Source organism: Kitasatospora sp. NPDC059812 (assembly GCF_042732075.1).
In the GTDB taxonomy this organism is placed as follows: Bacteria; Actinomycetota; Actinomycetes; order Streptomycetales; family Streptomycetaceae; genus Kitasatospora.
The window spans coordinates 6,159-14,514 of sequence record NZ_JBHWIO010000065.1; the positions used below are offsets into that span (position 1 = coordinate 6,159).

The following is an 8,356-nucleotide window of genomic DNA, read 5'->3' on the forward strand; positions in this document are numbered from 1 at the left end:
TCCGCGCGGGCCAGCAGCTCCGGCGCGCCGGCGGTCAGGATGTTCAACCGGCCGGGCGCCCCGGCCCGCGGGCCGGGCCGGGCCCGGGCGGGGCCCCGCCGTCGTGCGGTCCTACCGCCGCCCGGTCAGCGTGGCTCCCACGCTGGCCGCCACCACACAGCCGATCCCGGCCAGCTGCGGCACGCCCAGCAGCTGGCCGAGCACCACCAGGCCGACCAGCGCGCTGACCGCCGGCTCCAGACTGACCAGCACGCTGAACACCCGCTGCGGCATCCGCCGCAGCGCGGTCATCTCCAGCGCGTACGGGATCACCGGCAGCAGCAGCGACACCCCGGCCACCGCGGCCAGCAGCCCCAGCGGCGAGGCGCCGGGCGCGGTCAGCCCGTCCCAGGCCTGGCCGAGCCCGAACGGCGCCAGGGCGAGCGCGCCGACCGTCATCGACACCGCCAGGCCCTGGAAGCCCTGGAAGGCGGCGCCGACCTTGTCGGTGAACAGGATGTACGCGGCGTAGCAGGCGGCGGCCCCGAAGGCGTAGAGCAGGCCGACCGGGTCGAGCCCGCCCCCGTCGCCGCCCTCGCCGAGCAGGGTCAGCAGGACGACGCCGCCGGCGGCGAGCAGCGCCCAGAGCAGGTGGCTGGCGCGCCGGGCGAAGACCAGGGCGACCGCGAGCGGGCCGAGGAACTCGATGGTCGCGGCGGTGCCCATCGGCAGCCGGTCGATCGCCCCGGCGAACAGGAAGGTCATCCCGGCCGAGGCCACGCCCAGCAGGGCCGCCGCGGCGAGGTCGCGCGGGCGCTTGTCGCGCAGCCGGGGCCGGGTGACGGCGAGCAGGATGACCGCCGCGAAGCCCAGTCGCAGGAAGGTGGTACCGCTGACCCCGAGCGGGCCGAACAGCGGCTTGGACAGGGCGATCCCGGTCTGCACCAGGAACATCGCGGTCAGACAGAGAAGCGGCGCCGGGATCCTCTCCGGGCGCCGCAGGACCTTCGGGAGTCGGCCGGTGGGCCGGCCGGGGGGCGCGTCGGGCGGTGCCGTGGAGCCGGGTGTCCCGCCTCGTCGCCAGCTGCCCCGCTCGCCGGCGGGCTCGCCCTGGGGGGCGGGCGGCATGGCAAGCGCCTCGGCGACGGCGGCAGCCGGCATCGGGGCGGTGGTTTCGCTGGGATGGGAGCTGGGCATATGGGCGAGTTTGCCGTAAGGAGTGATGAACGGGCAAGCTCGTTACAACTATCGGGACGGATGTGGACGGGTGCGGCCGAAAGGGTGGGCTCGCCCGGTGCGCCCGGCGTGGTTGCCGCATTCGTCCGATGGTCCGTCAGTAGCAAGGGCGGGTGCGCTATCTCCGCCCCGCGGCCCTGCTCGCCGCCTCCCTCGTGCTCCTGCTGGCCACCGACGGGACGGGCGTGAGCGCCGGGGCCGCCGCCCTTCCCCGCATCCGGGCCCTCACCCTGCCCGACCGGTTCGGCCCGCCCAGGATCCACGACGACTTCACCGGCCCCGCCTTCGACGCCTGCACCGCGCCGCCCCTCGACACCCTGCGGGCCTGGCACGGGGTCTCCCCGTACGGCGCGCTCGGCATCTACGTCAGCGGCGCCCAGCGCGGCTGCGGCCAGCCCCGGCTCACCGCCGAGTGGGTGCGCCAGGCCCGCGCACTGGGCTGGCGCTTCCTGCCGGCCCACGTCGGGCTCCAGGCGCCGTGCAGCGAACTCGCCCGCAAGCCGCGCCGGATCGACCCCGCCCACGCGGTCGAGCAGGGCCGGGACGAGGCCACCGAAGCCGTCCACGCGATGGGCTCGCTCGGATTCGGCAAGGGCGGCCCGGTCTACCTCGACATCGAGGCCTACCCGATGCACGACCCCGCCTGCGGCCAGGCCGTGGTCGACTTCGCCGTCGGCTGGACCCAGGCCCTGCACGCCGCCGGCTACCGCTCCGGCTTCTACTCCAGCCTCGACTCCGGCATCGCCGACCTGGCCGCCGCAGCCCGGGCCGGCAGCTTCCCGCTGCCCGACGCCCTCTGGTACGCCCGCTGGGACGACCGGGCCGACACCGCCGATTCCGGCGCCCTCGGCTCCGGCCTCTGGGGCGACCACCAGCGCGTCCACCAGTACCGCGGCAACGTCGAGGAGACCTACGGCGGCGCCGCCCTCACGATCGACCGCAACCACGTCGACGGCCCGACCGCCGGCTGACGCGTCGCCGATCCGTGATCCGGGCAACGGGGCCGGGATACTGACAGCGGGTGGGGCGGGGCGGCACAATCGGGCACGTCCGCGCGCATTACCGCCCGGTAGGTGCCGCAGGCGCAGCCGCCAGTGCCGCCAGGTCAAGGAGGACCCGTGTTCAGCACGATGCAGGACGTCCCGCTCACCGTCGCCCGGATTCTGGAGCACGGGTCCACCATCCACGGCCGGTCCACCGTCACCACCTGGGACGGCACCGGGCCGGTCGTGCGGACGTACGCCGAGGTGGGGGCGCGGGCCGCGCAGCTCGCCCACGCGCTCCGCGACGAACTGGGGGTGACCGGGGACGACCGGGTCGCGACCCTGATGTGGAACAACTCGGTCCACCTGGAGGCGTACCTCGCCGTCCCCGCCATGGGGTCCGTGCTGCACACGCTCAACCTGCGGCTGCCCGCCCACCAGCTGTCGTTCATCGTCAACCACGCCGCCGACCACGCGGTGATCGTGGACGGCAGCGTGCTCCCGCTGCTCGCCGCCGTCCTGCCGGACCTCGCCCCGACGCTCCGGCACATCGTGGTGAACGGCCCCGCCGACCGCTCGCTGCTGGCCGGCTTCCCGGGCACCGTGCACGACTACGAGGAGCTGATCGCCGACCGGCCCACCGCCTACCCGTGGCGCAGCGACCTCGACGAGCGCGAGGCCGCCGTGCTCTGCTACACCTCCGGCACCACCGGGGACCCGAAGGGCGTGCTCTACAGCCACCGCTCGGTGTACCTGCACTGCCTCCAGGTCAACACCGGCGACAACTTCGCCTTCACCCCGCGCGACACCGCGCTGCCGGTGGTCCCGATGTTCCACGTGAACGCCTGGGGCATCCCGCACGCCGCCTTCATGTCCGGCGCCAACCTGCTCATGCCGGATCGTTTCCTCCAGCCCAAGCCGATGGCCGAGATGATCGCCGCCGTCCGGCCCACCGTCGGCGCCGCCGTCCCGACCATCTGGAGCGGCCTGCTGGACGAGCTCGACGCGGGCGACTACGACACCTCCAGCCTGCGCATGGTGGTCATCGGCGGCAGCGCCTGCCCGCCCTCGCTGATGAAGGGCTTCGAGGAGCGCCACGGCATCCGCGTGCTGCACGCCTGGGGCATGACCGAGACCTCGCCGCTCGGCTCCTTCGCCCAGCCGCCCGGCGGCCTCACCCCGGAGGAGGAGTGGCCCTACCGGGTCACCCAGGGCATCTTCCCGGCCTCCGTCGAGGCCCGGCTGGTCGGCCCGTCCGGTGAGCGGATGCCGCACGACGGCGTCGCGGCGGGCGAGCTGGAGGTGCGCGGCCCGTGGATCGCCGGGGCCTACTACGGCGGTGCCGGGCAGGACCCGGTCCGGCCGGACGACAAGTTCTCCGAGGACGGCTGGCTGCGCACCGGCGACGTCGGCACCATCACCGCCGACGGCTATCTGACCCTCACCGACCGGGCCAAGGACGTGATCAAGTCCGGCGGCGAGTGGATCTCCTCGGTCGAACTGGAGAACCAGTTGATGGCCCACCCCGAGGTGGCCGAGGCCGCCGTGGTCGCCGTCCCGGACGAGAAGTGGGGCGAGCGCCCGCTGGCCACGGTCGTGCTGCGCCCGGGTGCCACGGCCGGGCTGAGCGAGCTGCGGGCCTTCCTGGCCGGGCGGATCGCCTCCTGGCAGCTGCCGGAGCGCTGGTCGATCGTCGAGTCGGTGCCGAAGACCTCGGTCGGCAAGTTCGACAAGAAGGTGATCCGCGCCAGCTACGCGGCGGACGAACTGGACGTGACGGTGCTCGGCAAGGAGTAGCCGCCCGCCCGACCGCCGAGGGCCGGCCACCCCCGTTCCAGCGGGGTGGCCGGCCCTCGGCGCGTGCCGGGTGGATCTCGCCGGCCCTCGGCGCGTGCCGGGTGGATCTCGCCGGACCTTCGGCGTCAGGGCGCGGTCAGCCCGCCGCGGCGACGCCCGCCTCGCCCATCGCGCCGATCCGCCCGAGCAGGTCGACGATCCGGGACTGGACGTCGGCGCTGGTCGAGCGCTCGGCGAGGAACAGCACCGTCTCGCCGGTGCGCAGCCGGGGCAGTTCGCGCGGGTCGAGGTCCACCGAGGTGTAGACCACCAGCGGGGTGCGGTGCAGCCGGTCGTTGGCGCGCAGCCAGTCCAGCAGGCCGACCCGGCGGCGGCGGATCTGGAGCAGGTCCATCACCACCAGGTTGGGCTGCACGCTGCTGGCCCGGGCGACGGCGTCGTTCTCGTCCACCGCGTGCTCGACGTGCATGCCGCGCCGCTCCAGGCTGCTGATCATGGCGGCGGCGATGTCCGGGTCGCCCTCGACCAGCAGGACGCGCGGGGCGTGGTGCTCGCCGTCGCGCGGCGCGAGGGCGCGCAGCAGCACGGCCGGGTCGGCGCCGTACGCGGCGTCCCGGGTGGCCTGGCCGAGACCGGCGGTGACCAGCACGGGGACGCGGCTGTTGAGCGCGGCGGTGCGCAGCGACTGCAGCGCGGTGCGGGTGATCGGGCTGGTCAGCGGGTCGACGAAGAGCGCCGCGGGGAAGCCGGCGACCTGGGCGTCCACCTCCTCGCGGGAGCGGACGATCACCGGGCGGTAGCCGCGTTCCTGGAGCGCCTGCCGGGTGGCCGGATCGGGCTCGGGCCAGACCAGCAGCCGACGGGCGCTGCCGCCCTCCCCGTTCGAGCCGTTCGAGCCGTTCGGGCTGGCCATGGTCGGCGGCTGCTCGTCGGTCCGGTCGCCGGCGGCGGCGGGCAGTTCGGCCATCGGGCGCGGGGCGGTCCTGGTCTCGGCCGGGACGGGCGGCTGCGGTCCGGCGGCGGGCGTCGGCGAACCGCCGAGCGGGCGCGGCGGCGCGAGTTCGGCGAGGCCGGTGCCGACCGGGCGCGGGCCGGACGGGTCCTCGGCGGCGGGCAGCGCCGGGCGGGCGGGCGGCAGCGCGGCGGGGCCGCCGGGCGCGGGCCGGTCCTCCTGCGGGGTCTGGTCGGACGGCGCGGCCGGGGCCTCCTGGCCGGGGCCGGGCGGCACGGCCAGCCGGCGACGGCGGCCGGTCGGTGCGGCGGCGGGCTCGGGCTGCGCGGGTGCCGGGCCGGCCGGCAGGGCGTGCTCCAGGCCGGGGTACACCGGGGTGTCGGGGGCGCCGGGGAGGGCGAAGCCGCCGGAGGAGTCCTCGGTGGGGGGCAGGGCGCGGCGCCGACGGGGCTTGGTCTCGGCGCCGTCGGCGGCCGGGGCGCCTTCTGCGGTGGGCGTGCCGCCCGCCGGGGTGCCGTCGGCGGGGGCGGCACCGGTGCCGGGGCCGAGCGCGAGCGGTTCACGCCCGCCGGTCCGGTGCTGCTGCGGGCGCTCGCCCTCGACGGGGACGGCGTAGGCCGGGCCGGAGCGGCCGTCGTCCTTGCCCCAGGGGTCGCGCTGCGCGCCGTCCGGACCGGCCAGTCCCTGGCGGCCGTACGCGGGGTCGTTGCCGGTGCCGTTCCACTGTTCGGGGACGGCCCGCTCGATCCGGGCGGGGGCGTTCGGCCACTGGTCGGCGGGGGCGTCGGGGGCGGTCCGGACCGGGGGCGCGGGTTCCTCGGCGGCGGGGCGGCCACGGCGGCCGCGCCGCTCGGCGGCGGGTTCCTCGGCGGGCTGCTCCGCCGCCGCGGCCGGGGTCTCGCGCTCGGGCTGCTCGCCGCCGTCGGCGACCGGCTCGGCGTCCTCGCCGGTGCTGGGCAGCTGCGGGATGCCCGGCAGGTCGGGCAGGACGGCGCTGTCGCCCTCCTTGGGCCGGTCGGAGCGGCGGCCCTCGGCGGCCGCGCGCTCGGCGGCGGCCTTCGCGGCGGCCGGGTCCAACGGCAGCTCGACGACGTACGTGGTGCCGGCCTTGCCGGGCAGCTCGTGCGGCTGGAGCACGCCACCGTGGCGCTCGACCACCGCGCGGGCTATCGGCAGGTGGACGGGGCTGCCGCCGAGGCCGGGCCCGCGGATCTCGACCCGGGCGACCTCGCCGCGCTGGGCGGCGGCCAGGACGACGGTCGGCGGCTCGCCGCCGGAGGGCAGCGCGGTGGGTGCGCCGGGGGCGGCCAGGCCGGGGGAGGGGGCGGTCGGGGCGTCCAGGGCGAGGCCGATGCCGCTGACGTCGGCGACCAGGTGGGCCAGCGCCTGGGCGAGCCGGCGTTCGTCGGCGATCACCTCGACGGCGGCGGCGTGCACCGAGAACCGCACCCGGCCCGGGCCGACCAGCTCGCCGGCCGCCTCGACGGCCCGGCGGACCACCTTGTCCAGGGCGACGGGCACCCGCCGCTCGGTCGGCTTGCGGCGGTCCTTGCCGTCCTTGTTGTCCTTGCCGTCCTTCGCGTCCGGGCCGTCCGCCGGGGCGGTCTCGCCGGTCTCGCCGGCCTCGGAGCGCTGGTGCGCGAGCACGCCGTCGATCAGCCGGCTGAACCGGCGGCACTCGTCGGCGAGCCGGCGCAGCGTCCAGTTGGCCTCCGGCCACAGCTGCCCGGCCGGGTCGGCGGCGAGCGCGTCCAGCCGCTCGTTCAGCGCGGACAGCGCGCCGCCGAGTTCGCTCTCCAGGACGGCGGTGAGGTGTTCGTTGCGGGCGACCAGGGCGAGTTCGCGGCTGCGGTCGGTGAAGGTCATCACCGCGCCGACCAGCTGGTCGCCGTCCCGCACCGGCGCGGTGGTGAGGTCGACGGTGACCGGGCGGCCGTCCTTGCGCCACAGCACGGTGCCGCGCACCCGGTGCTTGCGCCCGGAGGTCAGGGTGTCCAGCAGCGCGGACTCCTCCAGCGCCAGCGGGGTGCCGTCGGCCCGGGAGTGCTGGATCAGCGGGTGCAGTTCGCGCCCGCCCAGCTCGCTCGCCCGGTACTCCAGGATGTGCGCGGCGGCCGGGTTGACCAGCACGCAGCGGCCTTCGAGGTCGACGCCGAGCACGCCCTCGGCGGCGGCGCGCAGGATCATCTCGGTCTGCTTGTGCTGGCGGCGCAGCTCGGCCTCGACGCCGAGCCGGCTGGAGAGGTCGCGGACCAGCAGCAGGAGCAGGTCGCTCGCGGAGGACGGGCGGGACCGCTCGCGGTACGGGTCGTACGAGGTGAGCCCGTAGCCGCGGCCCTCGCCGGTGCCGTCGTCGGGGAAGTCGTTGCCGGAGACCTCGACCGGGAAGCTGGTGCCGTCGGTGCGCCGGGCGGTCATCCGGACCGGGCGGTCGGGCTCGTCGCCGTCGCGGGCGGCCGGGCGCATCGAGCCGGGGATCCGGCTGGGGTCGAACTCGGGCAGGAGGTCCAGCACGCCCATGCCGACCAGCGAGGTGCCGGGCGTCTGGAGCGCGTGGACTGCCGCGCTGTTGGCGTCCACGACGGTGCCGTTGCTGTTCACCAGCAACAACGCGTCGGGCAGGGCGTCGAGTATGGCGGCGAGGCGAGCAGCGCCTCGGATCGGCCTGCTGCTCACGTCGACAGGTCTCCTCGGCTCAGGGCAGCTCCTCCGGAGACGGCAGTATCTCATTCTTCTTTGCGGCGGGGTCGACCCGCCTAGTAACGTGGGCGGTGGTTGGTGCCGAACCCCACGGTTGTGGCATCATCTCAGGCACACGGAACGGGTCCGCTCACGCGGACGTGGTCCCTGTGGAGGAGGCTTCGCCTAGTCCGGTCTATGGCGCCGCACTGCTAATGCGGTTTCGGGGTTATTCCTGATCGAGGGTTCAAATCCCTCAGCCTCCGCAGCCGGAAAGCCCCGTCGACGATCTTGTCGGCGGGGCTTTCGGCATCTCCGGGGCGGTTCCGGGCCCGCCCCGCCGACCTGCTCCGCAGGCCGGGGCCGCCGGGGGCCCGAGCGGCCTCCAGGGGGTCGGCCCGGGGGCAGGGAGCAATCGATTTCGTCCCGCGTCGCAGGTCATGTAATGTTGTCCCCGCAACGCCCCGCTGGCACTGTTCATCAGGGCGAGCGCTCATAGCTCAACGGATAGAGCACTTGACTACGGATCAAGAGGTTGCAGGTTCGAATCCTGCTGAGCGCACCAATCTCCGCAAGATCGGGTTCGCCCGTTCCTTGCGCTCATAGCTCAACGGATAGAGCACTTGACTACGGATCAAGAGGTTGCAGGTTCGAATCCTGCTGAGCGCACCAGCGAGAAGCCCCCCGCCCCCCGCCGGGGGCGTCTCCCGGTTGCGGGCCCGGACGAGGG

General features: G+C 75.5%; 4 protein-coding genes and 3 tRNA genes. 5 read left to right on the plus strand and 2 right to left on the minus strand.

The window, feature by feature from the left end; all coding sequences use genetic code 11:
* Nucleotides 1-111: 111 nt before the first annotated feature.
* Nucleotides 112-1,176, minus strand: coding sequence for a DMT family transporter (locus ACFV6D_RS27305; RefSeq protein ID WP_208869089.1), 1,065 nt, complete (start codon nucleotides 1,174-1,176; stop codon nucleotides 112-114).
* A gap of 152 nt (nucleotides 1,177-1,328) precedes the next feature.
* Between ACFV6D_RS27305 and ACFV6D_RS27310 the strand changes: the two genes are divergently transcribed.
* Both ACFV6D_RS27310 and ACFV6D_RS27315 read left to right on the plus strand, forming a co-directional pair.
* Complete coding sequence (locus tag ACFV6D_RS27310; protein ID WP_063348575.1) at nucleotides 1,329-2,186, plus strand: glycoside hydrolase domain-containing protein; 858 nt, start codon at nucleotides 1,329-1,331, stop codon at nucleotides 2,184-2,186.
* A 147-nt stretch (nucleotides 2,187-2,333) separates the two neighbouring features.
* Nucleotides 2,334-3,995, plus strand: coding sequence for a long-chain fatty acid--CoA ligase (locus tag ACFV6D_RS27315; RefSeq protein WP_380493586.1), 1,662 nt, complete (start codon nucleotides 2,334-2,336; stop codon nucleotides 3,993-3,995).
* A 136-nt stretch (nucleotides 3,996-4,131) separates the two neighbouring features.
* Here the strand turns inward: ACFV6D_RS27315 and ACFV6D_RS27320 are convergent, their stop codons facing one another.
* Nucleotides 4,132-7,623, minus strand: a complete 3,492-nt coding sequence (locus ACFV6D_RS27320) for a PAS domain-containing protein (protein WP_107452904.1) — start codon at nucleotides 7,621-7,623, stop codon at nucleotides 4,132-4,134.
* Nucleotides 7,624-7,801: 178 nt separating this feature from the next.
* Between ACFV6D_RS27320 and ACFV6D_RS27325 the strand changes: the two genes are divergently transcribed.
* The 3 genes from ACFV6D_RS27325 (at nucleotide 7,802) to ACFV6D_RS27335 (ending at nucleotide 8,298) form a co-directional block, all read left to right on the plus strand.
* Nucleotides 7,802-7,892 (plus strand) — tRNA-Ser (locus ACFV6D_RS27325).
* 223 nt (nucleotides 7,893-8,115) lie between these two features.
* Nucleotides 8,116-8,191, plus strand: a tRNA-Arg gene (locus ACFV6D_RS27330).
* A gap of 31 nt (nucleotides 8,192-8,222) precedes the next feature.
* Nucleotides 8,223-8,298 (plus strand) — tRNA-Arg (locus ACFV6D_RS27335).
* Nucleotides 8,299-8,356: the final 58 nt, after the last annotated feature.

Excerpts from the sequence above, each read along its gene's own strand:
- ACFV6D_RS27305 (WP_208869089.1), bottom strand. The coding sequence starts at position 1,176 with ATGCCCAGCTCCCATCCCAGCGAAACCACCGCCCCGATGCCGGCTGCC.